The following is a 25,886-nucleotide window of genomic DNA, read 5'->3' as shown; positions in this document are numbered from 1 at the left end:
ACGCCGGCGGTAATCTCGTCAACGACATCGCCGCCGTCGCGCCAGGCCTCCTTGGCCTCCGACGAATGCGTTAAGCCAGGTCGGAGTAGTGCTGGACGGTCATCGGCGTGCCCCGCGGTTCTTAACGATCAGCTTGTTGATTCGCTCGAACAGCTGCTCGGCGAGGTCGAGGGTGGTCGTGCTGGGAGTCGAGGTGACAGCGCCAGGACGCAGCAGGACCGCTGCCGGGCGGTAGTGGTCGAAGTGACCGTTGTTGATGTTGCCCTCGCGGAAGTACTGCTCGATGCGGCTGACCACGCGCGGGTCGTCGTTGTTCAGATCCCCGGGAGTGATCGCGCTCGGGAGCTTGTCGCTGTAGGCGTCGTTGACCAGCGCGAGGTAGAAGTCGAGGTCGAATAGGTCCTCGATGTCGGCGTTGGTCCGGCCGATGATCTCGCTGAGCTTGATCAGGGCCTTGGGTCGCATCTGGCCGTTGTCGTGCAGCCGCCTCACCGCACCCTGGTCCTTCGTGCTGGAGTCGATGAGCACCGCGACATTGAGCTTGTTCGACCCCAGCAGAGTGACGAAGGTGGACAGCTTCCCGGCGCCGCCGACGGGGACCTTGACCCACCGGGGGTCGAGGGTGATCCGGTCTTCCTGGGCGAGGGCGTCGTTGAGGACATCGATGTAGATGAGGTCGCTGGGGCCTTCGAGGAGCAGGGTGTTGTCGCCGATGAACAGGGTTTGGCTCATGTCGATGCCCATCGCCGCGAGCAGCGGCGCGGCGGTGTCATCGTCGGCCTTGAAGATCTCGGCCGAGACCCGGGTTCCGCCGGGGTCGTGGTCGATGACGGTGCGGACGCGGCCGAACTGTGTCGACGACACCATGAACGGCGAGTGCGTGGTGTAGAGGACCTGGTGCTTCGGGGCGAGGCGCTCGTCGATCAGCCGCAGGAGGTCCTCCTGGGCGCGGCCGTGCAGCGACAGGCCCGGCTCGTCGAGCAGCAGGACGAGGTCGGTGTCCTGAGCCTCCTCGAGCTCGGTGAAGTAGGCCAGGAACGAGAAGAACCAGACGAACCCGCGCGAGCGCTCGTCGAATGGCACCGAGGCCCCGTGCTTCTCATTGAAGACGCGGACCTGCAGGTTCGTGCCCTCGCTCAGCCGGCCGGTGACGCCCTTCTCCGGCGGCTTGACGTCCAGCTTGACCGACAAGCCGGTGTTCTGGGTCCAGAACGCGAACACCTCCTCGGAGATCCCGTTGCCGGCGTTCTCCAGCAGCCGGATGAGGCGCTCGTGGTTGCTCTGGTCGTCGAAGTCCTCGGGGTCGGTACCGGCCATCGACAACAAGTTGAACAGCGCGGCCTCACCGCGGGTCAGAGTGCCGTCCGCGTAGCGCTTGGCCAGGTCGGGGATGGCGATCTTGCCCGGCATCCGGTCGTAGTCCTCGAAGTAGACGAATCGGGGCAGCATCGGCTTGACCTGCGCCAGCACGCAGTGCGATGCGGTCCCGCCCCAGCCTCGGACCTTCTCCAGGACCGCCTTGGACGTGCTGTGCAGCTCCGTCTCGGCTTCGAGGGTGGTCACGAGTGCCTCGACCGACGCGGCGGAACCGACGATCTCGCGAGCCGTCGCATCGAGCTGCGCGACCAGGTGCGCGGTGATCGTGCGCTCGGAGTACTGGAACTGCCATTGCCCACCAGGGAAGGCCCGGTAGCCCTTGGTGAGCGTGAACTGCGTGCTCATGAGCACGCCCTCGCCCAGGGCCCCGTCGACGTGGGCGACCTCGCCCGGGGTGAGCTCGAACGTCGCCGTGACCACCGGGATCATCTGGTCCCGGCGGTACTCACGCTTCTGCTTCATCCGCTTGGTGGGGAAGTCGACGTGCTCGTCGAACTCGGGGACGTTCTCCACCGGGTTTAGGTGGTAGAGCGCCTGCAGCAGACCGGTCTTGCCGGCCTCGTTCTTCCCGACCAGGCAGGTGACCTCGGGATCGACCTCGAACATCTCCGAGTCCTCGATAGAGCGGTAGTTCATGACGTGGGCATCGACCAGCCGCATGGCTGACCTCCTCGTATCGCAGCCCAGGGCGGTCACGCGCGCGACAAGCGCCACTCGATCCGGGTGCAGTAGTGCACCCGATGCAGTGGTCGAGGTAGGTTCCAGACGCCAATCAGGAAGTCCGCCCCGGAGCCTGTCGCCCAGCGATGTGCCCGGGGCGTCCTGTTTTCCGTATCGATCACAGTAGCCGTGGGGTCCGACGGTTCCCTTCGACCCGCATCCCGGCCTGCGACGACCGGCCCGCCGGGGAGCCGTCAGCGGTCGAACGGCTGTGCGAGAACGACAAGCGTCTCTACGTTTGCTCATGATCTTCGTGGTCGGTCGATTCGTTGCTTACCGTAGCGCTGCGTCTATGAACAGCGCTGCGTCTGGGTGTAGCTCGCCGCGGCTGACGTAGGCGTCCTTCAGGAACTTGGCCTGGCCCATCAGGTCGGCCTTGGCCCGGTCGGTCAGGGTCATCTCGTCGTCGAGGATCGTGGCGTAGGTGCGGCGCCAGGAGTGCGGAGTCATCCAGTCCAAACCGACTTTCGCTCGGACCGTCCGAACGGTGCGACGGAGCGTTGAGGGCCACCGGTAGGTGAGCTGACCGTTGCGGCCGGCGGAGGCGAACACCGGCCAGTCGGGCGATTCGTCGCCGTGTCGCCGCAGTCGGAGGCGGTCGGCAACGAACTCGGGCAGCGGGACGATTCGCAGCGCCATGGAGGTCTTGCCACCGTGGACCGACAGGCCCTTGCCCTTCACCGGGTAGACGTTCTGGCGCACCGCCACGACCGGCACGAGGCGCATGTCGTTCTCGTTGACGACGGCGATGCCTTCCAGGTTCACGTCTCGCCAGCGGACGGCGCACAGCTCGCCGATGCGTAGGCCGGTGCCGATGGCGAAACGGATCAGGTCGGGGAGGTCGGCGGCGACGGAGACCGGGTCGGTGTCGATGTAGGTGAAGAGCTGGCGCCGCTCCTCGGGTGTCAGCCCGCGCGGCGAAGGCGCCTGGTGGCCCTTGGCAGACTCGATGCGCTCCAGGTTGCGCACCGGGTTCGTCCCGATCGCTTGGTGCAGCACGGCTTGCTGCAGGACGCCGGAGACGACGCTGCGGACCGTGCGGCGGGTCGCCGCGGCGTAGTGCGGCTTCTTGGCGATCGAGCCGTCGTCCTGGACGACGGCGAGGCGGGCGCGTTCGAGCCGAGAGAAGAAGGCGTCGATGTTGGCGACGTCGCACTCGACCAGGCGCAGTTCGCCGAGCTGGGGGAGAACCAGCTTGTTCAACCAGTGCGCGTAGAGGTCATACGTGGAGTCGGCCCGCCGTTCCCGGATCTTCAGCATCCACATGTCGGCCGCGTCGCGGAACCGAGAATAGGGCCGGAGTGCTTCGACCCGCTGGCCGTGGCGTTGGCGTAGCTCGTCCTGAAGGGCGCGTTGCGCCGCTGCGCGGGAGGTGCCGCGCTTCTCGATCTGCCGGGTCACGCCATCGAGGTCTCGGACGCGGCAGCGGGCCGCCCAGCCCTTGCCCTTGCGGGTGAGGTGCACGGTCCCGTGATGACCGAGCGCGAGAGGTGGACGTGCCACGAGGCATCAGCTCCGGGAAGGGTAAGCGGTGAGTTTCCGCTGACTTCGATCTTCCCGAATGTGTAGCAGGCCAGAGCGACAAAGCTCTGACCTGCTACTTTGGGTGCGCCGTCAGGGACTTGAACCCCGAACCCGCTGGTTAAGAGCCAGCTGCTCTGCCAATTGAGCTAACGGCGCGTGCGATGCGCTCCTGCGAGCACTCGAAAACGCTAACACAGCCTCTCCGGCGGCCCGTCGACCGGGTCGGGGGTGGGGGGCTCGGCCCTCGACCACCCGGGCCTCGACGTCGTGCAGCTGAGCGTCGCCCGGTCGCGACCTGTGCGAGGAGGCCGACAACGCGGTGCCGGACGCGACCGCCGCGTCGTGACCGACGACGGACCGGACCGCATGGGGTGAGTGACGGGACTTGAACCCGCGGCCCCCTGGACCACAACCAGGTGCTCTACCAGCTGAGCTACACCCACCATGCGCACCCGGCCGCAGCCGGGAACCTCTCCAGCCTATCGCGACCCCGCGAGCCGTTAACCCCGGGGTGCGAGGGAGGCGGCGACGGCCTGGGCCTCCTCCGTGCTCGGCCCGGGCTGGGCCACGAACAGCGTGCCGCGGTAGTAGGCGAGCTCGCGGATCGACTCCTCGATGTCGGCGAGCGCGCGGTGGGCGAGGCCCTTCTCCGGCTTCGCGTAGAACACCCGCGGGAACCAGCGGCGGCACAGCTCCTTGATCGAGCTGACGTCGACCATGCGGTAGTGCAGGTGGGCGTCGAGCTCGGGCATGTCGCGGGCGAGGAAGCCGCGGTCGGTGCCGATCGAGTTGCCGGCGAGCGGGGCGGTGCGGACGTCGGGCACGTGCTCCCGGACGTAGGCCAGCACCTGCTCCTCGGCCTCGCGCAGCGTCACCGTCGAGCGCCGGACCTCGTCGGTGAGGCCGGAGTGCGCGTGCATGTCGCGGACGACGTCGGGCATCGCGGCGAGCGCGGACTCGTCGGCGTGGATGACGACGTCCACGCCCTCGCCGAGCACGTTGAGCTCACCGTCGGTGACCAGGCAGGCGATCTCGATCAGCGCGTCACGCTGCAGGTCGAGGCCGGTCATCTCGCAGTCGATCCACACCAGACGGTCGTTCACCGACGCAGCGTAAGCGCTGGGGGCTCCGAGCGCGGCCGGAACACGCCATCGCCGTCGCCCGGCCGGGTGGGCGCGGAGTCCGGGACCTGCCGCCGCATGATCGCGGGGCGCCCGGCCGGGGGCGATAGGGTGCGCGCTCGTGGAGAACGACACCGCTGCCCAGGAGATCGCGTCCGGTTACGCCACCGAGGGGGCGGCGCTGGAACTGGGGGCCGTCGTCGTCGACGGCGTCGTGGACCCGACGGCGCGGGTCCGCATCCCGTTCGCCACGCTCAACCGGCACGGCCTCGTCGCGGGCGCCACCGGCACCGGCAAGACGAAGACGCTGCAGGGCCTCGCCGAGCAGCTCTCGAACGCGGGCGTCCCGGTGCTGCTGGCCGACGTCAAGGGCGACCTGTCGGGGCTGTCGCGGCCCGGCGAGCCCGGCCCGAAGATCGACTCGCGGGCGCGGGACACCGGAGACGACTGGACGCCCACCGCGTACCCCGTCGAGTTCCTCTCGCTGGGCGGCAGCTCGTCGGCCGTGCCGATCCGGGCGACGATCACGCAGTTCGGCCCGATCCTGCTGAGCAAGGTGCTCGACCTCAACGACACCCAGGAGTCGACGCTCGGCCTGATCTTCCACTGGGCCGACAAGCAGGGCCTGCCGCTGCTCGACACCAAGGACCTGCGCGCGGTCATCCAGCACCTCACCAGCGACGAGGGCAAGGCCGACCTCAAGGGCATCGGCGGCGTCTCCTCGGCCACGGCGGGGGTCATCCTGCGCGCACTGGTCAACCTGGAGGCCGCGGGCGGCGAGGACTTCTTCGGGGAGCCCGAGTTCGAGCCGTCCGACCTGATCCGCCTCGTCGACGGCAAGGGCGTCGTCACCCTGCTGGAGCTGGCCGACCAGGCCGCCAACCCGCGGCTGTTCTCCACGTTCCTCATGTGGCTGCTCGCGGAGCTCTACGAGGAGCTGCCGGAGGCCGGCGACCTCGACAAGCCCAAGCTCGTCTTCTTCTTCGACGAGGCGCACCTGCTGTTCAACGACGCGTCGAAGGCGTTCCTGGAGCGCATCGAGCAGACCGTGAAGCTCATCCGGTCCAAGGGCGTCGGCGTCTTCTTCTGCACGCAGCTGCCCACCGACGTGCCCAACGCCGTGCTCAGCCAGCTCGGCGCGCGCATCCAGCACGCCCTGCGCGCGTTCACCCCCGAGGACCAGACGGCGCTGCGCAAGACCGTCAAGACCTACCCGAACACGAAGCACTACGACATGGAGGAGGCGCTGACGTCGCTGGGCACCGGCGAGGCGATCGTCACGGTGCTCTCCGAGCGCGGTGCGCCGACGCCCGTCGCCTGGTCGCGGATGCGGGCCCCGCGCTCGCTCATGGCGGCGATCGGCGGGGACGCGATCACGGCGGCGGCGCGGGGCTCCGTGCTGCACCCCAAGTACGGCACGACCGTCGACCGCGAGTCGGCCTACGAGAAGCTGACGGCCCGGATCGCGGAGGTCCCGCCGCCCCCCGCGCCGGCCGACGCCCCGCCGCCGCGCGCGCGGGAGGAGCGGGCCGAGCCCGGTTTCGTCGAGAAGGCGTTCGGCTCACCCGTGGTGCGGTCGTTCCTGCGCTCGGCGGCCAGCGCGCTGGGCCGGGAGATCACCCGCGGCATGTTCGGGACGCGCCGACGCCGCTGACCGGGACCTACCCCGGGAGCAGCGACTCCAGCTCGTCGGCCGCGGCCCCGGCCCCGTCCCGCGACCGGATCCGGGCCCCGACGGCGGCCGCCGCCGCCCGGTGCGGGCCGTCGGCGAGCAGCGCCGCGACCCCCGCGGCGATCACCTCGGGCGGGCTGTCCGGCGGCAGGGCCCGGCCCGCCCCCGCCACCTCGACGGCGGCGCCGATCATCGGGTGCACCAGCTGCGGGTGGCCGGGCAGGACGAGCACCGGCAGGTCGTTGGCCAGCGCCCGCAGCGTGCTGGCGTGCCCGCCGTGGCCGATCAGCAGGTGGGCGCGGGAGAGCACGTCGGCGTGGTCGAGCCTGCGGTGCAGCCGCACGGTCCCGGGCACCCGCAGCGCGTCGCCGTCGACCCCGTCCCCGATGCCGACGAGCGCCTGCCCGTCGAGGTCGGCGAGCCCGTCGAGCACGCGCTGCAGCAGCTCGGCCTGCCCGGGGTAGGCGCCCGTCCCCAGCCCGACGGCGACGAGCACGTCGGGCTCGCGGGCCGGGGGGCGCAACCGGCCGGTGACGGCACCGGTGTGCACCGCGCCCGCGGGCAGCGGGCCGTCCAGGTCGGGGTCGGTCGCGACGATCACCCGCGCGGCCCGGCCCCACAGGGTGGTCGGCCGCAGCCGCCGCAACCGGGAGGCGAGCCCGAGCGGGCCGGCGGCCCAGCGCTCGGCGAGGAACCGGTGCAGCGTCGGCACCAGCACCGCGGTCGGGATCCCGGAGCGCTCCGCCTCCCGCACGGCCGTGAGGCAGGTGGCGTCGACGAGCACGACGTCGGGGCGGCGGCGGACCAGCTCCGCACGGACGTCGACGCCGGCACCCGGGTCCAGCGCCAGCGCGACGCGGGCGGCGAGGAACCGGTTCTCCGGCACCTGCGCGGCCGGGGACCACGCCGCCGCGTGGGTGTAGGCGGCGAACCCGAGCCCCGCCCCGTTCACCGCGGCGTACCGGTCGGCGTGGTCGAGGGCGCGGACGTCGTGGCCGCGGCGGACCAGCTCCGTGCCGATGCCCAGGGCGGTCGGGTCGCCGCCGCGGGTGACGATCAGGATGCGGGCCATCGGGGGTCCTCCGTCCGGTGCAGGAACGGGGTGAGCATGCCGGGGACCGCGGCGTCGGCGAGCGCGACCCCGTCGGCCGCGGCGACGTCGAGGACCGGGTAGCCGCCCTGGCCCGCCGCCGTCACCGCCTCGACGGTGACGACCCCGGCCCGGCGCTGGAACACGCTCTGCCGGACGGTCCAGCCGATCACGCCGTCGCGCTGCAGGGCGACGGTGGTGCGCACCAGCGAGCCCTGCCGGGCCACGAGGTAGCGGGCGGTGAGCTCGTGGCCGAGCTGGGCGTAGCGGTCGAGGCCGAGCAGCACCGCGAGGGGCAGGAGCAGCAGGGACGCCGGCCCCGCCCAGCCGGGGCCGAGCAGGAACGCGCCGGCGCACACCACCGCGGTGGGGACCAGGGTGCGGGTGAGGCGGCGGGTCCGCGCGGCGGCCGGGTGCCGGCGCAGCGCGGCCCCGGTGATCTCCGCCGGGTGCGCGCGCAGCGTCGCCGACGCCACCCGGTGCGCCTCCGCCCGCGGGGCGGGCGGCAGCAGCGCCCCGCCCTGCGCGTCCCGGGACAGCCCGGTCGACAGGGCCCGGGTCTGCCCGCCCCGCCCGCACCGCAGCAGCAGCGGCTCGACGACCTCGGCCCCGCGCAGCCGCTGCTCCGCCACCGACAGCGAGCGCCGCGTCAGCAGCCCCCGCTCCACCCGCAGCGTCCCGTCGGCCTCGCGCGTGAGGCGGTAGTCGTACCAGCGCTCGGCGTAGAGGAGCAGCGCCCCGACGACGGCGAGCACCAGCAGCACGCCCGCCACGACGAGGACCCCCAGCCAGATCGGGGCGCTGGTGAACCGGCCCGCGGCGTCGTCGACGGCGCCGATGTCGCGCGGATCGACCCCCAGGTCGTCGAGGGCGTTGAACAGCGTCGCGCCGATCGCGCCGATGCCCGCGATCGAGGAGAACGTCAGCGGGGCGAAGCGCAGCCACGACCAGTCCAGGCGGGCGAGCAGCTCACCCGGCGGGGCCTCCTGCCGCGGGACGGGGCCCGAGCGGTCCAGCAGCTCGCGGCGCAGCAGGTCGGCCTCGGCGGTGCTGACGGCGTCGAGGCTCAGCCCGGCGGACTCCAGCGGCGAGCCCGACGCCGCCCCCACCTGCACCACCGACAGCCCGAACGCGCGGTGCAGCAGGCGGGCGGTGAGGTCGACCGTGCGGATGCGGTCGCGCGGCACCGAGCGGCGCTGGCGGCGCAGCCAGCCGGTGTGCAGCTCGACGCGGTCCGGGGTGATCCGGTACTTCGTCGTGCGCCAGCGGACGATCCCCGCCAGCACGACGACCCCGGCCGCGACCGCGGCGATCCAGAGCCGGACCGGGTCGCCGGTACCGCCGGTGACCAGCAGGATCAGCACCAGCGGGACCAGTCGCGCGAGGCTGCCCAGCGGCCCGACGACGAGCATCCGGGGATCGAGCCGCCGCCACGGCTGCTCGCCGGGGACCCGGTCGTCGAGGACCCGGTCGACGGCCGTCACGTCGCGTCGCCCGGGGTGGCCTGCGTCGTCTCGGTCAGGGTGCGGGCCAGGTCGGCCGCGTCCCCCGCGTCCAGCCCGGCGATCTTCACCGCGCCCCGGGCCGAGGCGGTCGTGACGGTGACCGTGGCCAGCTTCAGCAGCTGCTGCAGCGGTCCGTGCTGGGTGTCGACGGTCTGCACGCGCGAGATCGGCGCGATCCGCCACTCCCGCACGAGCCAGCCCGACAGCGTGTAGACGGCCTCGTCGGTGATCTCCCACCGGTGGATGCGGAACAGGATCCGCGGCACGACCAGGACGTAGGCGAGCACGGCGACGACGGTGGCCGCGAGCGTCCAGGGCCAGGCTGGGGCGCCGGTCGCCAGCAGCAGGACGAGCTGGGGCACGCCGAGCACGACCAGCCAGGGGAGCGCGCGCAGCTGCCACCAGCGGACGGCCCGGGGGCTCACCTGGTGCGCCGGTGGACGCAGCGGCGGTTCGACGGTCATGGACCCGATCATGCCCCGCCGGTGGACGCGCGGAGCTGCGCGACCCGCACGCCCGCGGCGTGCGGGGCGAGGTCGGCGGCGATCCGGGCGGCCCGGACGCCGCTACGCGAGGGTGTGGACCGCGGTGGCGTGCAGGGCGACGTAGGGGAGGGCGGCGACGCCGCAGGAGGCGGGGCGGGTGCCGGTGCCGGGGCGCTCGGCCACCTCCACCGCCCACCGCCGGCCCGCGGGCCCGGAGACCACGACGGTGCCGGGGCGGGCGAGGGGGTCCAGCGTGAGCGCGTCGGCGTCGCGCAGTCCGGTGGCCTCGCGGACGGCGAGCTCGGCGACCTGCCCGGCCGCCGACCACGTCGAGCGCCCCCGGCTCAGCCCGGCCTCCACCTCGCCGAGCGCGGCGGCCTTGCGGGCGGCGATCGCGGTGGCCGCGTCGAGGCGGCCGTAGAGGTAGCCGGTGGGGAGCACGAGCGCGGTCGGGGCGAAGCGGTGGCCGCCGAGGTGGCTGCACTCCCACACGTCCGGCTCCCCGACGGCGGTGACGGCGACGGCGAGCGCGCGGCCGTCGACGGCGCAGCAGCGGTCGCGACGGCCGTGCGTGCAGACCAGCAGCAGGGGGTCGCGGACCGGCTCGCCGGGCAGCGGCGTCCCGGCGCGGGGCAGCGGCACCCGGGTGAGCTCGCGGGGGCCGGCGACCGTCAGCAGCGTGGTGCGCGACGCCCCCGGCACCGTGTCGGCCAGGAACACGCGCGTGGGCCCGTCGCAGGCGCGCCGCCCGGGGCGGCGGATCAGCAGCGGGCGCCACCCCGCGGCGCTGGCCCGGGCCGCGAAACCGGAGATCGACGGGTCGGGGTGGGCGGCGATGTCGCGCGGCCACGCGCCCCGGTGCTCGAGCGCGACCCAGCGCGCGGCCTGCGGCGCGGTGCCGGCCAGCGGCTCGTCGAGGGCCCGCGCGAGTACCGCGCAGCGACCGTCGGGACCCGTCATCGGACGAGCCTACCGTAAGGGTGCCCTTACCCGCTCGGGTGAACGGTCAGGAGGGGAGCTCCCGGTGCACGACCTTGCCGGTCGCGTTGCGCGGCAACTCGTCGAGGAACACCACGTCGCGCGGCACGGCGAACCGGCTCAGCTCCGCCTTCACCCAGCCCCGCACGGCGTCCTCGTCGACCGAGGCCCCCGGCTCCAGCACGACGTAGGCGGCCAGGCGCTGCCCGTACTCGTCGTCGTCGACGCCCGCGACGGCCGCCTCCCGCACCTCCGGGCGCGCGACGATCAGGTCCTCCACCGGGCCGGGGTGCACGTTCTCCCCGCCGCTGACGATCATGTCGTCGGCGCGGCCGGTGAGGTGCAGCCGCCCGTGCTCGTCGATCCGCCCGACGTCGCCGGTGCCCATGAGGTCCCCGGCCCGCTCGACGTCGGCCCCCTCGCGGGTGTAGCCCTCGAACGGCATGTCGTTGCCGACGAACACCCGGCCCTCGGTGCCGGCGGGCACCTCGTCGCCGTGCTCGTCGAGGACGGCCAGCCGCGTGCCCAGCGGCGCGCGGCCCGCGGTGCCGGGGGCGGCGCGCAGGTCCGCGGGCCCGGCGATGCTCACCCAGGAGACCTCGGTGGAGCCGTAGAGGTTGTAGAGCACCTCGCCGTGGCGGTCGAGGAACGCCGTCGCGAGGCCCGCGGGCAGCGCCGACCCGCTGACGGCGACGACCCGCGCCATGCGGCCCCCGGCGGGCTCGTCCATCGCCCGCTGCAGCATCACCGGGACGGCGAACACCGCGTCGCACCCCGCGGCGATCTCCAGGAACCGCGCGGGATCGAACTTCGCGCTCAGCACGACGGGGGAGCCCAGCAGCATCGCGAGCTGCAGCGCCGCGTGGCCCCAGGTGTGCAGCAGCGGCGCGGCGATGTGCACGCGCTCGCCCGCGCGCAGCGGGATGGAGCCGAGGACGGCGGCGATCGGCGCGAGGTTGTGCGGCGGGGGGCGGCGGGCGCCCTTGGGCGGACCGGTCGTGCCGGACGTCAGCACGATGGTGTGCCCGCCCGCGGGGCGGAACGGCAGCGGGTCGGGGCCGCCGCGCGCGATCAGGTCCGACAGGTCGCGGACGACGCGGCAGGAGTCGGGGAGGTCGGTGAACTCGGCGTCGGCGAGCAGGGTGTGCACCCCCAGCTCCTCGACGACGTCGGCGCGCTGCCCGGCCGACATGCCGGTGTTGAACAGCACGACGTCGGCGCCCAGCTTGCCCACCGCGATCTGCATCTCGACGGGCCCGCGGTGGTTGCGGCACAGCACGCCGACCCGGGTGCCCTCGCCGACCCCGGTCGCGGCCAGCGCCTGCGCCAGCCGGTCGGTGCGCTCGTGCAGCTCGCCGAAGGTGAGGACGCCGTCGTCGTCGACGATCGCCTCCCGGTCGGGGTGGCGGGCGGCCCCCGCCTCGTACCCGGCGGCGACGCTGAGGCGGTAGCGCACCGCCGCCGTCGCCATCCGGGCGAGCCGGTCGGGCCGCACCGGCCCGATCAGCCCGGCCCGGCCGAGCTCGCGCAGCGCGCGCGCCGTGCCGACCGCCTCGTCCGCCACCGCCCGTGCCGTGGTCCACACCTGGTTCACGGCGCCGATCCTCGCAGCGCGCCCGCCCGGACGCAGTGCGGCCCCGCCGGGGTGCCGGAGCCCGGCGTGCGGCTCAGCCCGTGAGGTCGTAGACCGTCTGGCCGCCGACGGTCGTCGCGGTGGCGGTGGCGGCCACCCAGGCGGCGATCTCGGAGTCCCCGCGCCCGAAGCCGCCCTCGGTGGACCCGATGAAGTACCGGACCTCGCCCGCGGCGACGCGGGCCTGGAACTGCGCGAGGGTCGGGGACGGGTCGCTGCCGGTGAACCCGCCGATCGCCATGACCGCGGTGCCCGACGACAGCTCCAGGCCCGCCGCGCCCTGCGCGCCGACGGTCGCCGCGGCCCAGCGCGTCCCCGCGGCCTGCAGCAGCGCCACGAGCGCGGGATCGGCGTCGGCGGCCGCACCCGGGCCCGTCCCGCCCGGGCCCGCTCCACTGCGCACCGCACCCCCGTCGGGCGGGGCGCCGGTCGGCACCGTCCCGCCCGGGAACCCGGCCGGGGGCGTGCCCCCGCCGGGCAGGCCGCGCCCGTCGGCGTCGCCGCCGGGGAACCCGCCGGCGGGGAGGTCGCCGCCGGGGAAGCCGGTGCCGCCCTCGACGGTCGGCCCGGCCAGCACGATGGACCCGGTGTGCGCGGTCGCGACCGTCTGCACCGCGTACGCCGCGGGTCCGGCCAGCCCGGTCAGCGCGACGACCAGCACCGCGACCACCCCGGCCCGCCGCCCGGCGCGCCCCAGCAGCAGGACCGCGACGGCCACCACCGCGAGCCCGACGACGACCCAGCGCAGCCACGGCAGGAACTCCGGCGACCGGCCGAGCAGGACCCACGCCCAGGCCGCGGTCCCCGCGGTGACGACGGCGAGCGCGGCCCGCCCGCCCCACGTCGCCCGCCGCCGCCACAGCACGTGCCCGCCGACGCCGACGAGCGCGGCGATCCCGGGCGCGAGCGCCACCGAGTAGTACTCGTGGATCGTGCCCTCCATGAAGGAGAACACCAGCCCGGTGACGACGGTCCAGCCGCCCCACAGCAGCAGCGAGGCCCGCAGCGGGTCGGTGCGCGGGGCCCGGCGCGTCAGCCACAGGCCGGCCAGCAGCAGCGCGAGCGCGGCCGGCAGCAGCCAGGAGATCTGCCCGCCGAAGTTCGGGCCGAACAGCCGCGTCAGGCCGACGGTGCCGCCGAAGCCGCCGCCCGTCCCGCCGCCCGGGTTGCCCGAGCCGCCGAGGATCCGGCCGAGCCCGTTGTAGCCCAGGGCCAGCTCCAGCGCGCTGTTCGTCTGCGAGCCGCCGATGTAGGGACGGCTGTCGGCGGGCCACAGCTCGACGAGCGCGATCCACCAGCCCGCGCTCACCACCACCGCGAGGCCGGCCAGCAGCAGCTGCCACAGGCGGCGGCCGAGCCCGGTCGGCGCCGCCACCAGGTAGACCAGCACGAACGCGGGCAGGACCAGGAACCCCTGCAGCATCTTGGTCAGGAACGCGAACCCGACCAGGACACCGGCGAGCACCAGCCAGCGCGTGCCGGCCCGCTCCACCGCCCGCACCACCGCGTACGCGGCGCCCACCATGAGCAGCACGAGCAGGGCGTCGGGGTTGTTGAAGCGGAACATCAGGACGGCGACGGGGGTCAGCGCCAGCACCGCCCCCGCGACGAGCGCCGCACCCGACCCGGCCACCCGGCGCACCGCCGCGTGCAGCAGCGCCACCGAGCCGACGCCCATCAGCGCCTGCGGCACGAGCATGCTCCACGTCGAGAACCCGAAGATCCGCGCCGAGAGGGCCATCGCCCACAGCGACGCGGGCGGCTTGTCGACGGTGATGGCGTTGCCGGAGTCGAGCGACCCGAACAGGAACGCCGTCCAGTCCTGCGACATCGCCTGCACCGCGGCGGCGTAGTAGCTGTTGGCCCAGCCGTTGGCGTCGAGGCCCCAGAGGTGGAGGACGGCGGTCCCGACGAGCAGGACGGCGAGCGGGGCCCGCCGGTCCCCGCGCGCCGCGGGAGCGCCGGCGGGAGCGGGCCGGTTCAGGGTGGCGGTCATGCCGCGGTCCCCGTCGGACGGAAGATCCAGCTGCGGAACGCGACGAAGCGGAGCAGCGTCGCGAGGGCGTTGGCGGCCACCAGCACGGCGAGCTCGACGGCCGCGCTCGCGCCCGGTGCGGCTGCGGCGAGCAGGGCGAGCGCACCGGTCGTCAGCGCGAGCCCGAGACCGAACACGATCAGCCCCTGGAACTGCTGGACGGCGGCCCCGTCGCGGCCGCGCACGCCGAACGTCAGGCGCCGGTTGGCCGCGGTGTTCGCGACGGCCGTGACGAGCAGCGCGACGAGGTTCGCCGCGTAGGCGCCGAGGGGGTCGCGCAGCAGCAGGAACAGCAGCAGGTGGGCCAGCGTGCTGACGACGCCGACCGCGGCGAAGCGCACCAGCTGGCCCGGCATCCCGGCGAGGACGCCGGACACCTCCAGGGTGGGGCGGGCGAGCTGGCCGCGCAGCTCCCGCAGCGGCAGGGCACCGGTGGCGAACGCGCGTCCGAGCCGGGCGATGCCGCGCAGGTCGGCGAGCGCGGTCGGGACGATGTCGACGCGCGAGTCCGGGTCGTCGACCCAGTCGACCGGCACCTCGTGGATCCGCAGCCCGGCGCGCTCGGCGAGCACCAGCAGCTCGGTGTCGAAGAACCATCCGCCGTCCCGGACGTGCGGGAGCAGGGCCCGGGCCACGTCGGCGCGGATCGCCTTGAACCCGCACTGCGCGTCGCTGAACCGCGTGGCCAGCGCGCCGCGCAGGAGGAGGTTGTAGGAGCGGGAGATGAACTCGCGCTTGACCCCCCGCACCACCCGCGACCCGCGGCCCAGCCGGGTGCCGATCGCGAGGTCGGAGTGCCCGCTGATCAGCGGCGCGACCAGGGGCAGCAGGGCGGCGAGGTCGGTCGACAGGTCGACGTCGCAGTAGGCGAGCACCTGCGCGTCCGAGGCGTCCCAGACCGCGTGCAGCGCGCGGCCGCGGCCCTTCTCCGCCGTCCGGAACACCGTGACGCCGGGCAGCTCGCCGGCCAGGCGCTCGGCGATCCGCGGGGTCGCGTCGACGCTCGCGTTGTCGGCGATGGTGATCCGGAACGGGTAGGGGAGCTGCGCGGACAGGTGTGCGTGCAACCTCCGGACCGACGGCTCCAGCGCCGCCTCCTCGTTGTGGACGGGCACGACGAGGTCCAGCACGGGGCCGGTGGCGCGGGGCCCGGGCGGTGCGGCGGGAGCGGTCTCGACGGTCATGCCACGAGCGTGTCGATCTTCGCTGTCGGGCCCGTGTGGCCGACCTGTGCGCCGGCTGTGCGTCGGGCCCTACCCGCTCACCTCTCGGTGCCCCCGTCGGCGGCGTCCCGGCCGGTGCGGGTCCCCCGGTGGTAGCCGGTGAGCCGGTCGCGGACCGCCTCCGGGTCGCGCTGGCGGGGCGGGGCGGGGGCCGGCACGCTCCCGGGCACGAGCTGCGCGCCGGGGGTGCGCTGCGGCAGCCCGTTGGCGTCGAGCTCCACCGCGACGTCGCGGGCGGGTGCGGCGTCGTCGGCGGGCGAGGCGAAGGCGTCCCGGCCGATCTCGTGGCGCGGCTGCGGCATGCCCGTCAGCATCGGTCCGGCGGGGGTGACGGGCTCGCCGTCGGGCGCGGCGCCGTCCTGCCAGGTGATCGGCACGTGCCGGTAGGAGCGGAACCAGCCCGACGTCACCTCCTCGAAGATCGGCGTCCCGGCCGACCCGTCCGCGTCGGGACCGGCGTCGGCCGCGGGGACCGGGCGGGCCTCGGGCGGGACCGGGGCGACCCGCGGGGGCGGCTCGCTCCGGGCCGGGGTGAAGAACGGGGCGGCGTCGCCGGACGGTGCGAAGGAGGAGTGCGCGGGGGTCGGCGCGGCGTCGGGCCGGACCGGGAAGCTCGGACGGCGGGACGCCTGCTCCGGGACCGACGGCCGCTCCGGCCGGGGCGGGGCCGCCTGCGGGGGCGGGGACACCTGCGGGTGCGGGGCCGCCTGCGGGGGCCGGGACTGCGGCGCGGCGGGCGGCTGCCGCCGCGGGGTGGCCCCGACGACGAGGTGCGCGGGGATCGCGACCCGTGCGGTGATCCCGGGGTCGCCGGTGGCCGAGGAGATCGCCGGCGGCTCGCCGCCGCTGCGCACCCGGGCCTGCGCCAGCCCGGCCCCGGTGACGAGCCGGACGTCGATGCCGTGGCGGGCGGCGAGCCGCGCGACCACGAACAGGCCCATCCGCCGCGACGCCGTGACCCCGACCTCGGTGCGCCGGGCCAGCGCCCGGTTCGCCTCGGCCAGGTCGTCGGGCGGCATCCCCACCCCGGTGTCGGTGATCTCGACGACGAGCGGGCCGGTGCCGGAGCGGACGACGCTCATCCGCACCGGCGCGTCCGGCGGGGAGAAGTTGGTGGCGTTGTCGAGCAGCTCGGAGAGCAGGTGCTGCACGTCGTTGGCGGCCCGCCCGAGGATGGCCAGCGGCGGCGGCGACTCGACGGTGATCCGCTCGTAGCGCTCGACCTCCGAGACCGCGGCCTGCAGCACGTCGATCACGGGGACGTGCTGCGCGGAGCGCTTCGTCAGGTCGGTCCCCGCGAGGACCAGCAGGTTCTCGGAGTTGCGCCGCATGCGGGTGGCGAGGTGGTCGAGGCGGAACAGGCTGGAGAGCTGGTCGGGGTCCTGCTCGTTGCTCTCCAGCGCCTCGATCAGCTGGAGCTGGCGGTCGACGAGGGTCTGGCTGCGCCGCGAGAGGTTGACGAACATGCGGTTGACGTTGGCCTGCAGCGTCGCCTGCTCGGCCGCGAGCCGGACGGCCTGGCTGTGCACGGCGTCGAACGCGCGGGCGACCTCCCCGACCTCCTCCCGCGACGTGACGGGCACCGGCTCGACGTCGACGTCGGGCATCGAGCCCGACCGCATGGCCTGCACTGCCTCGGGGAGGCGGCGCTCGGCGACGTCCATCGCGCTCGACCGCAGCGTCCGCAGCGAGGTGAGCATGGCGCGGGCGATGAGGCCGACGATCACCGCGCCGACCAGCAGCGCCAGCAGCAGCAGCACGGCGTTGACGCCCGCCAGTGCGGTCGCCGCGCTGCCGCGCTGCTGCGCGGTGCTGGTCAGCTCGGCGCGCACGCCGTCCTCGGCGGCGTCGAGCTCGCCGAGGATCCCGTCGAACACCTCCGGGGTGCGGGGCGGGACCGTGCCCGGCGCCGCCAGGACGCCCTGCACCAGCCCGGCGCGGGCCGTGTTGGCCGGCCCGGCGATCACGGCGCCGTAGCGGACGCGCTGGCCGGGGTCGAGCGCGGTGCGGAAGTCGGCGAGGGCGTTGCCCATCCGGGCGTCGGAGGCGGCCAGCTCGGTGGAGTCGTCGCCGGAGGCCACGAGCGCGTACTGCAGCGACGCCTCGTTGCGCGCGGCCGTCAGCCCGGACAGGCCGGTGGCCAGGCCGTTGACCTCGGTGCTGTTGACCCCGCGCAGCAGGGCGCCGTCGAGCTCGGAGAGCTGGGAGACCAGCCCGGTGTAGCGCGCGGCGACCGCCGACGCCGGGGCCGCCGAGGTGAGCGTGAGACCGCGGACGTCGGAGAGGCGGGCGATGGCCTGGTCGGCCTGGCGGACCGCGCCGACGAGGGCGGGATCGTCGGGGTAGAGGTCGGCGAGCACGGGCTCGAGCGCGGCCCGGATGTCGGTGACGCGGCCGAACCCGGACTGCAGCGCGGCGGCGTCGCCGGTGCGGCCGCCCGCCACGTACGTGGTCGCGGCGTAGCGCTCCTGGGCGACCTGCTCGACGAGGCCGGCGACGGCGCCCTGGGCGGTGGCGAAGCGGGCGACGCGGTCGAGCTCGGCGGCCTCCCCGGTCTGGTCGGCGATCCGCAGACCGCCGAGGACCACGGCGAGGATGCCGGGGACGAGGAGGACGACGGCGAGCCGGACGCGCAGGCTCCAGTCGCGGGGTGAGAACCGGCGGGACGATGGCACGGCAGTACTCCCAGGTGGCCAGACGCTGCTGGGGAGGGCGGCGGTGTCCGGGACGGATGTGGCGACTCAGCGTAGCGAGGAGCCCGGAGTCCCGCTCATACGATCGGAGGAACGACGCGGGACGTCGGGGGGTGTGGACACGGAACGTCAGTGACCGGTCGCGTCCCCTGCGCCGTACGGGTGCGAACGGGCGAACAGTTCCGTCTCGATCGTTGACACCGCAACTCTGGTCCCCCGATGCTGCGACCTCCGGGCACCGGGATCGCCGGTGGCCGCGCGACGACGGGGGCACGACGGCATGGCCGAGACGCAACGCCGGCTCAGCGGCATCACGGGGGGCGTCCCGTTGGACCGCCGCCGCTTTCTCAGGGTGCTGGGCAGCGCCGGCGGGCTCGCCGCGGCCGGCGGGCTCGCCTCCGCCTGCGGCGGGCTCCAGGAGTCCGGCGGCTCGGGGGGCGCGGACGTCATCCGGATCGGGTACGTGAGCCCGGAGACCGGGCCGCTGGCGCCGTTCGGCGAGGCCGACCAGTTCGTGATCACCGCGATCGGCGAGTACTTCGCCCAGAACCCGATCCAGGTGGGCGGCACGTCCTACCCGGTCGAGATCATCAAGCGCGACAGCCAGTCCGACTCCAACCGGGCCGCCGACGTCGCCGCCGACCTGATCGGCAACGCCGGCATCCACCTGATGCTGGTGTCCTCCACGCCGGACACCTCGAACCCGGTGTCGGACCAGTGCGAGGCCAACGGCATGCCGTGCGTCTCGACGGTCACCCCGTGGCAGCCCTGGTACTTCGGGCGCGGCGCCACCGAGGGCACGCGGTTCAACTGGACGTTCAACTTCTTCTGGGGCCTCGAGGACGTCGAGGCGGTGTTCGCCGACATGTGGGACCAGGTCCCGACGAACAAGACGGCAGGCGCGCTGTGGCCCAACGACCCTGACGGCCTCGCCTGGGGCAACCCGCAGACCGGCTTCCCGCCCGCCCAGGCGCAGCGCGGCTACTCGATCGTCGACCCGGGCAACTACCCGAACGGCACGCAGGACTTCTCCGCGCAGATCGCGCAGTTCCAGGCGGAGAACGCGGAGATCCTGCTCGGCGTCCCGATCCCGCCCGACTTCACCACGTTCTGGCGCCAGGCCGCGCAGCAGGGCTACCAGCCCAGGATCGCCACGGTCGCGAAGGCGCTGCTGTTCCCGTCGAGCGTCGAGGCGCTCGGCGACCTCGGCGTCAACCTCGGCACCGAGGTCTGGTGGTCGCCGACCCACCCGTTCACCTCGTCGCTGACCGGCCAGAACGCCGGTGCGCTCGCCGACGCCTACACCGCGTCGACCGGGCGGCAGTGGACGCAGCCGATCGGGTTCGCGCACGCGCTGTTCGAGGTGGCCGCGGCCGCGTTCTCCTCGGTCGAGGCGATCGACGACCGCGAGGGACTCGCGCAGGCGATCTCGCAGCTGCGGCTGGACACCGTCGTCGGGCCGCTGGACTGGACCGCGGGCCCGGTGCCGAACGTCGCGAAGACGCCGGTGGTGGGCGGGCAGTGGCGGACCGGCACGGACACCCCGTACGACCTGGTGATCGTGTCGAACACGCAGAACCCGAACATCCCGACGGCCGGCACCGTGGAGCCGCTGCGTTGACCGACGCCGTCCTCGACGTGCGCGGCCTGACCCGCGCGTTCGGCGGTCTCACCGTCGTCGACGACGTGTCCTTCGCCGTGCCCGCGGGCAGGGCGCTGGGCGTCGTGGGCCCGAACGGGGCGGGCAAGACGACGCTGCTGACGCTGCTCGACGGCGGGCTCACGCCCGGCGCCGGGCGGGTGGAGCTGGCCGGGCGCGACGTCACGCGCGTGTCCGCCGCGCGCCGCTGCCGGCTGGGCATCGGCCGGACCTACCAGACGCCGCGCCCGTTCGTCGGCATGACGGTGTTCGAGAACGTCCTGGTGGGGGCGGTGCACGGGGCGGGGCTGCGGACGTCGCAGGCGCACGACGCGGCCGGGGACGCGCTCGTCCGCACCGGGCTGGCCGACCGCGCCAACACCCCGGCCGGGGACCTGCGGCTGCTCGACCGCAAGCGCCTGGAGCTCGCGCGGGCGCTGGCCTGCCGCCCGACGCTGCTCCTGCTCGACGAGATCGCGGGCGGCCTGACCGACGCCGAGCTGCCCGAGCTCATCGGCATCGTGCGCGAGGTGCGCGACGGCGGCACCGCGGTGATCTGGATCGAGCACATCGTGCACGCGCTGGTCTCCGTCGTCGACGAGATGCTGTGCCTGGCCTCGGGTGCGGTCATCGCGCTCGGCGACCCGGCCGACGTGCTCGCCGACGCGCGGGTGCGCGAGGTCTACCTGGGCTCGTCGGTGGAGGGCCTGTGACGAGGGGATGCCGGTGAGCCTCGAGGTGCAGGGGATCGACGCCGTCTACGGCCACTTCCCGGCGCTCACCGACGTCTCGCTGTCGGTCGCGACGGGGGAGACGCTGGCCGTGATCGGGGCGAACGGGGCCGGCAAGTCGACGCTGCTGCGCGCGGTCGTGGGCCAGGTCTCCGCGACCGGGTCCGTGGTGCTCGACGGCACGCGGATCGACGGGCTGCGCCCGCACGAGCGGGTGCGGCGCGGCGTCAGCCTGGTGCCGGAGGGGCGCAGGCTGTTCCCGAGCCTGAGCGTGCGGGAGAACCTGCGGATCGGGGCGGTCCGCCCGGGCCCGTGGACCGTCGACGCGGTGCACGACCTGTTCCCCGACCTCGCCGCGCTGCGCGACCGGCCGGCGGGGGCCCTGTCCGGCGGCGAGCAGCAGGCCGTCGCGATCGGGCGGGGGCTGATGGCGAACCCGAGCGTGCTGCTGCTCGACGAGGTGTCGCTCGGGCTCGCGCCGGTCGTCGTCGAACGGCTGTACGCGGCGCTCGCGCAGATCGGCGCGGCGGGGATGACGATGCTGGTGGTGGAGCAGGACGTGGGTCAGGCGCTGAGGATCGCCGCGCGGGTGCACTGCCTGCGGGCCGGGCGCACGGTGCTGACGGGGGCGTCGGCCGACGTCACCCCGGAGGCCGTGACGGCCGCGTACTTCGGGGCGGCGACGTGATCAACGCGGTGGTGCAGGGGATCCTGCTCGGCGGCGTGTACGCGCTGTTCGCCTGCGGGCTCTCGCTCGTCTTCGGCGTGCTGCGCATCGTCAACCTCGCCCACGGCGACCTGACGGTGCTGGCCGCGTTCCTCGCCGTCGTCGTCACCGGGGTGCTGGGGGTCGGGCCGCTGGTGTCGCTCGTCGTGGTCGTGCCGGCCGTCGCGCTGCTGGGGTACGTGCTGCAGCGCGTGCTGCTGCAGCGCAGCCTGGAGGCGGGGGAGCTGGCGCCGCTGCTCGTCACGTTCGGGCTGTCGATCGTCCTGCAGAACGCGCTGCTCCAGACGTTCTCCGCCGACACCCGCTCGCTGCCGGCGGGTGATCTCGGGACGGCCGGGATCGCGCTCGGCGGCGGCGTGCAGATCGGGGTGCTCGCTCTGCTCACGCTGGTGGTGGCCGTCGCGGTGCTGGCCGGGCTGCAGCTGCTGCTCGCGCGCACCGCGCTCGGCCGGGCCATGCGGGCGACGAGCGACGACCCCGAGACCGCCGAGCTCATGGGGCTCGACCCCCGCCGCGTCTACGCCACGGCCACCGCGCTCGCGCTCGCGACCGTCGCGCTCGCCGGGGTGTTCTACGGTCTGCGCGGCACGTTCACCCCGACGCTCGGCCCGCAGATCCTGATCTTCGCGTTCGAGGCGGTGATCATCGGCGGGCTCGGGTCGCTGTGGGGGACGCTGGCCGGGGGGCTGGTGCTGGGCGTCGCGCAGACCGTCGGCGCGCAGATCCAGCCCAGCTACGGCGTGCTCGCCGGGCACCTGGTCTTCCTGCTCGTGCTCGCCGTCCGGCCGCAGGGCCTGTTCCGGAAGGCGGCGACCCGGTGATCGTGACGCGCGGCTCGCGCCTTCCCCTGTACCTCGCCGTGCCGGTGGTGGTCCTGCTCGCGGCGCTGCCGTACCTGGTCGCGCCGCCGGTCACGCGGACGCTGGTCGGGCTGTTCGCGCTCGTCGTGCTGGCGTCGATGTGGAACCTGCTCGCCGGGTACGGCGGGATGATCTCCGTCGGGCAGCAGGGGTTCATCGGCATCGGGGCGTACACGGTGCTGCTGACCGACATCGCGGGCGTGAGCCCGTTCGTCGGGATCCCGTTCGCCGCGCTCGTCGCCGGGCTGCTCGCCCTGCCCACGACCGCGCTGGTCTTCCGCCTGAACGGCGGCTACTTCGCGATCGGCACGTGGGTGGTCGCGGAGGTGTTCCGGCTGGTCACCGTGGAGTTCGCGGCCGTGGGCGGCGGCTCGGGGGCGTCGCTGACGGGGCTGTCGGCCCTCGGCCCGACGCTGCGCGGCGCCGTCACGTACTGGTGCGCGCTGGCGGCCGTCGTCCTCGCGGTGGGGGTGGTGTTCGCGATCATGCGGTCGCGGCTCGGGCTGGCGCTCACGGCCATCCGCGACGACCCCACGGCCGCCGACAGCCTCGGCGTGCGGGTGACCGCGGCGAAGCGGCTGGTGTTCGTCGTCGCCGCGGCCGGGTGCGGGGTGGCGGGGGCGATCATCGTGCTCGACTCCCTGCGCGTGCAGCCCGACTCGATCTACTCGGTGCAGTGGTCGGCGTTCATGATCTTCATGGTGGTGATCGGCGGGATCGGCTCGATCGAGGGCCCGATCCTCGGCGCGATCGTGTTCTTCGCCCTGCAGCAGGTGCTGGAGCCCTACGGGGTCTGGTACCTGGTGGTGCTCGGGCTGGTCGCGATCGCCGCCGCCCTGTTCGCCCGGCGGGGGCTGTGGGGCCTGGCGACGGGCGGGCGGGACGTGCGGTTCCTCCCGACGGGTTACCGGGTGGCGGGCTCGCAGGGTGGGGTCAGCGGGGGAGGGTCACCGTGAACTCGGTGCGGCCGGGCCGGCTGGTCACGTCCACCGTGCCGCGGTGCGCCGCCACCACCGCGGAGACGATGGCCAGGCCCAGGCCGGTGCTGCCGTTCTCCCGCGACCGCGAGCTCGACCCCCGTGCGAACCGCTCGAACACCCGCGGCGCCAGGTCGGGCGCGATCCCCGGCCCGTCGTCGACGACGGTCAGCGCCACCCCGCCGGCCACCGGGGCGAGCCCGACCGACACCCGCGTCCCCGGCGGCGTGTGCGTCCGGGCGTTGGCGAGCAGGTTGCCCAGCACCTGGGCGAGCCGGGAGGGGTCGCCGGTGACGGTCACCGGCTCCTCGGGCAGGTCGAGCAGCCAGCGGTGCCCCGGCCCCGCGACGTGGGCGTCGTTCACGGCGTCGAGGACGAGGTGGGTGAGGTCGACCTCGGTGCGCTCCAGCGGGCGGCCGGCGTCGAGGCGGGCGAGCAGCAGGAGGTCCTCGACGAGCGTGCTCATCCGCTCCGCCGACGACGAGATGCGCTGCAGCGAGTAGGCGGTCTCCTCGGTCAGCTCGCCGCGGCGCGACAGCTCGGCGTACCCGCGGATGGCGGCCAGCGGCGTGCGCAGCTCGTGGCTCGCGTCGGCGACGAACTGGCGCAGCTGCAGCTCGCTCGCGTGCCGCTCCTCCAGGGCCGCGCCGACGTGGTCGAGCATCCGGTTGAGCGCCGTGCCCACCTGCCCCACCTCGCTGCGCGGGTCGGCCACCGGCACCCGCTCGGCCAGCTCCACCTCGCCGCTGGCCAGCGGCAGCGCGCCCACCCGCGACGCCGTGGCCGCCACCTGCTCCAGCGGCCGCAGCTCCCGGCGCACCGCGACCGCCCCGGCGACCCCCGCCCCGAGCAGGGCCACCGCGACGACGACGACCTCGATCGCGACGAGCGTCGACAGCGTCTCCTGCAGCGGCCGCTCGGACTGGCCCGTCACGACCGTCACCGTGCTGCCGTCCGACGAGGTCCGCGAGCCGGCGACGAGCCGGTAGTCGCCCAGCTCGCCGAGGTCGGCGCTGCGGGGCCGGTCCCCGGCCCGGACGTCGAGCAGGGCCGGCGTCGCCTCCGCGGGCACCGGCTGGCTCGCCCCCCGGCGGTCGAGCACCGCGGCGCTGGTGACCCGCCCGTCGCTGACCACCGCGACGAGCACCCCGAACTGCAGCCCCGGCCCGAGCGGGGCACCGGCGGGCAGGTCGTCGCCGTCGGGGACGCCGCGGTCGTCGTCGGCGGGCGGCAGCCCGCGGGCGATCCCGCCTGCGGCGCGCAGGTTGTCGTCGAGCTGGTCGACGAGGATCCGGTGCAGCGACACCGTCGTCACGATCCCGATCACGGCCCCGGTGACGGCGAGCAGCAGCAGGACGGTGGCGACGAGCCGCGCCCGCAGGGTGCCTCTCACCCGGCGGGCTTCAGGACGTACCCGGCGCCGCGCACGGTGTGGATCATCGGCAGGCGCCCGGCGTCGATCTTCTTGCGCAGGTAGGAGACGTAGAGCTCGACGACGTTGGACTGGCCGCCGAAGTCGTAGTGCCAGACGCGGTCGAGGATCTGGGCCTTGCTCAGCACCCGCCTCGGGTTGCGCATGAGGTAGCGCAGCAGCTCGAACTCCGTCGCCGTCAGCTCGACGAGGTCGTCGCCGCGCCGGACCTCGTGGCTGTCCTCGTCCAGCGTGAGGTCGCCGACGACCAGCTCGGTGCCCTGGCGCGCCGCGGCCATCCCGGACCGGCGCAGCAGCCCCCGCAGCCGCGCCACCAGCTCCTCGAGGCTGAACGGCTTGGTCACGTAGTCGTCGCCGCCCGCGGTCAGCCCGGCGACGCGGTCCTCGACGGCGTCGCGCGCGGTGAGGAACAGGACCGGCACGTCCGGGGTGTCGGCGCGCACGCGGCGCAGCACCTCGAGGCCGTCGAAGTCGGGGAGCATGACGTCGAGGACGACGGCGTCGGGCCGGAACTCGCGCGCCCCGCGCACCGCGGCGGACCCGTCCGCCGCCGTGCGGACCTCCCAGCCCTCGTAGCGCAGGGCCATGGACAGCAGGTCGGCCAGCGTGGCCTCGTCGTCGACGACCAGCACCCGGATCGCGCTGCCGTCGGCGCGACGCAGCGGCGCCTGCTCGTTCATCGTCGACATGCTAGTGACCCTCGCGCGCGGAACTGTCGCCTCGCTGGGAGGAACCTGTGCGCCCGCTGTGGAACCGCGGGGCGTCGCGTCCCGTCCAAGTCGGCATGTTCACCGCAGACGCCACCGCGTTCCTGTCCGAGATCGCCGACGACAACACCCCCGCGTTCTTCGCCGCCCACCGCGACCGCCGCACCGCGGCCCTCGACGCGCCGATGCGGGCGCTGGCCGCGGCGCTGGCGGAGGAGTTCGGTCCGCTGCGCGTGCTGCGCCCGCAGCGCAACCGCCGCTTCCGGCCCGACGCGCCCCCGTACCGCACCGACGCCGGGCTGGTCGCCGCCGACCCGCCGCGGGCGGTCCTGCTGTCGGCCGCCGCGCTGACGGTGTCGGCGGGGCCGTGGCGGTTCGACGCCGGTCAGCGCACGCGCTTCCGCGCCGCCGTCGACGACGGGCTGGCCGCGCTGCTGGAGGGCTGGACCGTCGCGTCCCCGCGGCTCACCGGCCTGCCCCGCGGGTTCCGGGCCGACGCCCCGCACCTGGCGCTGCTGCGCCTGGGCGGGCTGCAGGTGGAGCGGTCGTGGCCGGTGGGGGAGTGGCTGGGCACCGACGAGCCGGTCCGGCGGGTGCGGGAGACGTGGCGGGCGGCGGGCCCGCTGCTGCGCTGGCTCGACCGGCACGTCGGCCCGGCCGACCCGGTCGTGCCGCGCCCCCGCCCCGCGGTGCCGGGCTGATCCGGAGACCACCGGGAGTGGGCCGCGGGTGTCACCGGTGGCACCCGGGGGCCGTT

General features: G+C 74.7%; 20 protein-coding genes and 2 tRNA genes. 7 read left to right on the top strand and 15 right to left on the bottom strand.

Going from position 1 to position 25,886, the window contains the following annotated elements; translation table 11 throughout:
- Positions 1-99: 99 nt before the first annotated feature.
- The 5 genes from H6H00_RS00425 to orn all read right to left on the bottom strand — a co-directional run bounded on the left by H6H00_RS00425 (position 100) and on the right by orn (position 4,724).
- Positions 100-2,037, bottom strand: coding sequence for an AAA family ATPase (locus H6H00_RS00425; RefSeq protein WP_185719423.1), 1,938 nt, complete (start codon positions 2,035-2,037; stop codon positions 100-102).
- A 333-nt stretch (positions 2,038-2,370) separates the two neighbouring features.
- The gene (locus H6H00_RS00420; RefSeq protein WP_185719422.1) at positions 2,371-3,561 is read right to left on the bottom strand and encodes a tyrosine-type recombinase/integrase; all 1,191 of its coding nucleotides are present in this window, start codon (positions 3,559-3,561) and stop codon (positions 2,371-2,373) included.
- A 143-nt stretch (positions 3,562-3,704) separates the two neighbouring features.
- Positions 3,705-3,777: transfer RNA gene (locus H6H00_RS00415), tRNA-Lys, on the bottom strand.
- A 211-nt stretch (positions 3,778-3,988) separates the two neighbouring features.
- A tRNA-His gene (locus H6H00_RS00410) sits at positions 3,989-4,064 on the bottom strand.
- A 57-nt stretch (positions 4,065-4,121) separates the two neighbouring features.
- Positions 4,122-4,724, bottom strand: coding sequence for an oligoribonuclease (gene orn, locus H6H00_RS00405; RefSeq protein WP_185719421.1), 603 nt, complete (start codon positions 4,722-4,724; stop codon positions 4,122-4,124).
- Between the two features lie 139 nt (positions 4,725-4,863).
- Here orn and H6H00_RS00400 point away from each other — a divergent pair, with 139 nt between their 5' ends.
- A complete protein-coding gene (locus H6H00_RS00400) occupies positions 4,864-6,396 on the top strand; it encodes a helicase HerA-like domain-containing protein (RefSeq protein ID WP_185719420.1) in 1,533 nt (510 codons plus the stop codon).
- A 7-nt stretch (positions 6,397-6,403) separates the two neighbouring features.
- On the opposite strand, the gene H6H00_RS00395 is transcribed toward H6H00_RS00400, so the two are convergent.
- The 8 genes from H6H00_RS00395 to H6H00_RS00360 form a co-directional block, all read right to left on the bottom strand.
- Positions 6,404-7,486, bottom strand: coding sequence for a glycosyltransferase (locus H6H00_RS00395; protein ID WP_185719419.1), 1,083 nt, complete (start codon positions 7,484-7,486; stop codon positions 6,404-6,406).
- On the bottom strand, positions 7,471-8,988 hold the full coding sequence (locus tag H6H00_RS00390) for a PH domain-containing protein (protein ID WP_185719418.1): 1,518 nt from the start codon (positions 8,986-8,988) through the stop codon (positions 7,471-7,473). Before H6H00_RS00390 ends, H6H00_RS00395 begins: the two co-directional genes overlap by 16 nt.
- Positions 8,985-9,473 carry a PH domain-containing protein gene (locus H6H00_RS00385; protein WP_185719417.1) on the bottom strand — a complete coding sequence of 163 codons (489 nt, stop codon included), beginning with the start codon at positions 9,471-9,473 and terminating at the stop codon, positions 8,985-8,987. The genes H6H00_RS00390 and H6H00_RS00385 overlap by 4 nt, the downstream gene beginning before the upstream one ends.
- Positions 9,474-9,575: 102 nt before the next feature.
- A complete protein-coding gene (locus H6H00_RS00380) occupies positions 9,576-10,454 on the bottom strand; it encodes a ferredoxin family protein (protein WP_185719416.1) in 879 nt (292 codons plus the stop codon).
- A gap of 46 nt (positions 10,455-10,500) precedes the next feature.
- Entirely contained in the window at positions 10,501-12,066 is a 1,566-nt protein-coding gene (locus H6H00_RS00375; protein ID WP_255425495.1) for an AMP-binding protein, read from the bottom strand.
- 73 nt (positions 12,067-12,139) lie between these two features.
- Positions 12,140-14,101, bottom strand: a complete 1,962-nt coding sequence (locus H6H00_RS00370; protein WP_185719415.1) for an ArnT family glycosyltransferase — start codon at positions 14,099-14,101, stop codon at positions 12,140-12,142.
- Entirely contained in the window at positions 14,098-15,324 is a 1,227-nt protein-coding gene (locus tag H6H00_RS00365; RefSeq protein WP_185719414.1) for a glycosyltransferase, read from the bottom strand. Before H6H00_RS00365 ends, H6H00_RS00370 begins: the two co-directional genes overlap by 4 nt.
- Positions 15,325-15,401: 77 nt before the next feature.
- Positions 15,402-18,038 (bottom strand): nitrate- and nitrite sensing domain-containing protein, encoded by a 2,637-nt coding sequence (locus H6H00_RS00360; RefSeq protein ID WP_185719413.1) that lies wholly within the window; start codon positions 18,036-18,038, stop codon positions 15,402-15,404.
- Positions 18,039-18,336: 298 nt separating this feature from the next.
- On the opposite strand from H6H00_RS00360, the gene H6H00_RS00355 reads away from it, so the two are divergent.
- From H6H00_RS00355 to H6H00_RS00335, 5 genes are read left to right on the top strand one after another with little or no spacing between them, the layout of a single operon-like run.
- Positions 18,337-19,677: an ABC transporter substrate-binding protein gene (locus H6H00_RS00355; RefSeq protein WP_185719412.1), complete on the top strand. Its 1,341-nt coding sequence runs from the start codon at positions 18,337-18,339 to the stop codon at positions 19,675-19,677.
- On the top strand, positions 19,674-20,408 hold the full coding sequence (locus H6H00_RS00350; RefSeq protein ID WP_185719411.1) for an ABC transporter ATP-binding protein: 735 nt from the start codon (positions 19,674-19,676) through the stop codon (positions 20,406-20,408). The genes H6H00_RS00355 and H6H00_RS00350 overlap by 4 nt, the downstream gene beginning before the upstream one ends.
- A gap of 13 nt (positions 20,409-20,421) precedes the next feature.
- On the top strand, positions 20,422-21,114 hold the full coding sequence (locus tag H6H00_RS00345; RefSeq protein WP_221775734.1) for an ABC transporter ATP-binding protein: 693 nt from the start codon (positions 20,422-20,424) through the stop codon (positions 21,112-21,114).
- Positions 21,111-21,974, top strand: coding sequence for a branched-chain amino acid ABC transporter permease (locus H6H00_RS00340; RefSeq protein WP_185719409.1), 864 nt, complete (start codon positions 21,111-21,113; stop codon positions 21,972-21,974). Before H6H00_RS00345 ends, H6H00_RS00340 begins: the two co-directional genes overlap by 4 nt.
- Complete coding sequence (locus H6H00_RS00335) at positions 21,971-22,969, top strand: branched-chain amino acid ABC transporter permease (protein WP_185719408.1); 999 nt, start codon at positions 21,971-21,973, stop codon at positions 22,967-22,969. Before H6H00_RS00340 ends, H6H00_RS00335 begins: the two co-directional genes overlap by 4 nt.
- Here the strand turns inward: H6H00_RS00335 and H6H00_RS00330 are convergent.
- Both H6H00_RS00330 and H6H00_RS00325 read right to left on the bottom strand, forming a co-directional pair.
- The gene (locus tag H6H00_RS00330) at positions 22,947-24,383 is read right to left on the bottom strand and encodes a sensor histidine kinase (RefSeq protein ID WP_185719407.1); all 1,437 of its coding nucleotides are present in this window, start codon (positions 24,381-24,383) and stop codon (positions 22,947-22,949) included. The two genes, H6H00_RS00335 and H6H00_RS00330, sit on opposite strands and share 23 nt — an antisense overlap.
- Positions 24,380-25,111 carry a response regulator transcription factor gene (locus H6H00_RS00325; RefSeq protein ID WP_185719406.1) on the bottom strand — a complete coding sequence of 244 codons (732 nt, stop codon included), beginning with the start codon at positions 25,109-25,111 and terminating at the stop codon, positions 24,380-24,382. Before H6H00_RS00325 ends, H6H00_RS00330 begins: the two co-directional genes overlap by 4 nt.
- 95 nt (positions 25,112-25,206) lie before the next feature.
- On the opposite strand from H6H00_RS00325, the gene H6H00_RS00320 reads away from it, so the two are divergent.
- Positions 25,207-25,830, top strand: a complete 624-nt coding sequence (locus tag H6H00_RS00320; protein ID WP_185719405.1) for a DUF2461 family protein — start codon at positions 25,207-25,209, stop codon at positions 25,828-25,830.
- Positions 25,831-25,886: the final 56 nt, after the last annotated feature.

The organism is Pseudonocardia petroleophila, from assembly GCF_014235185.1.
GTDB lineage: Bacteria > Actinomycetota > Actinomycetes > Mycobacteriales > Pseudonocardiaceae > Pseudonocardia > Pseudonocardia petroleophila.
The sequence above is the reverse complement of the archived record's forward strand: the minus strand, read 5'-3'. Positions and strand labels throughout refer to the sequence as shown.

Coding starts and splice junctions, on each gene's coding strand:
- H6H00_RS00425 (WP_185719423.1), bottom strand. CDS start 2,037: ATGCGGCTGGTCGATGCCCACGTCATGAACTACCGCTCTATCGAGGAC.
- H6H00_RS00395 (WP_185719419.1), bottom strand. CDS start 7,486: ATGGCCCGCATCCTGATCGTCACCCGCGGCGGCGACCCGACCGCCCTG.
- H6H00_RS00385 (WP_185719417.1), bottom strand. CDS start 9,473: ATGACCGTCGAACCGCCGCTGCGTCCACCGGCGCACCAGGTGAGCCCC.
- H6H00_RS00380 (WP_185719416.1), bottom strand. CDS start 10,454: ATGACGGGTCCCGACGGTCGCTGCGCGGTACTCGCGCGGGCCCTCGAC.
- H6H00_RS00370 (WP_185719415.1), bottom strand. CDS start 14,101: ATGACCGCCACCCTGAACCGGCCCGCTCCCGCCGGCGCTCCCGCGGCG.
- H6H00_RS00365 (WP_185719414.1), bottom strand. CDS start 15,324: ATGACCGTCGAGACCGCTCCCGCCGCACCGCCCGGGCCCCGCGCCACC.
- H6H00_RS00355 (WP_185719412.1), top strand. CDS start 18,337: ATGGCCGAGACGCAACGCCGGCTCAGCGGCATCACGGGGGGCGTCCCG.
- H6H00_RS00325 (WP_185719406.1), bottom strand. CDS start 25,111: ATGTCGACGATGAACGAGCAGGCGCCGCTGCGTCGCGCCGACGGCAGC.
- H6H00_RS00320 (WP_185719405.1), top strand. CDS start 25,207: ATGTTCACCGCAGACGCCACCGCGTTCCTGTCCGAGATCGCCGACGAC.